Origin of the sequence: Pseudomonas peli, from assembly GCF_050563605.1 — a bacterium.
Taxonomy (GTDB): Bacteria; Pseudomonadota; Gammaproteobacteria; order Pseudomonadales; family Pseudomonadaceae; genus Aquipseudomonas; species Aquipseudomonas peli_A.
In genome coordinates this window covers 1-284 of sequence record NZ_JBNXUH010000252.1, presented here as the reverse complement: position 1 = coordinate 284, position 284 = coordinate 1, and the positions used below count along the sequence as shown (strand labels likewise).

General features: G+C 60.9%; 1 pseudogene. It reads right to left on the bottom strand.

The features are described 5' to 3' along the window. Window positions 1-97 precede the first annotated feature (97 nt). Window positions 98-256 (bottom strand): annotated as a pseudogene (locus ACQ4LH_RS21630) (amino acid dehydrogenase); the annotation flags it as partial. Window positions 257-284 lie beyond the last annotated feature (28 nt).

Genomic DNA, 284 nt, shown 5'->3' with positions numbered 1-284 from the left:
ACATCATAATTCGTGGAGCGTCGTCGGCGGCGTCAGAATTGTATAAGAGTCAGACGTAGATCAGGCCACCGGCATTGATCGTATAAGCCGGCGCTTAGAGAGTCCCCCGCGCCTGCAGTCTGTCGGAGATAGCGGCACTGGCCAGCTGATTGTTTGCCGCCCCCGCCACCGCCGAACAGCGCAACTGCCCGACTGTGGTGTGGTTCAGCACACCGCCCAGCCCGCACGGCGCGAGAATGTCGCACGGAGTGGAGACTGTCTCTTATACACATCTCCGGCCCACG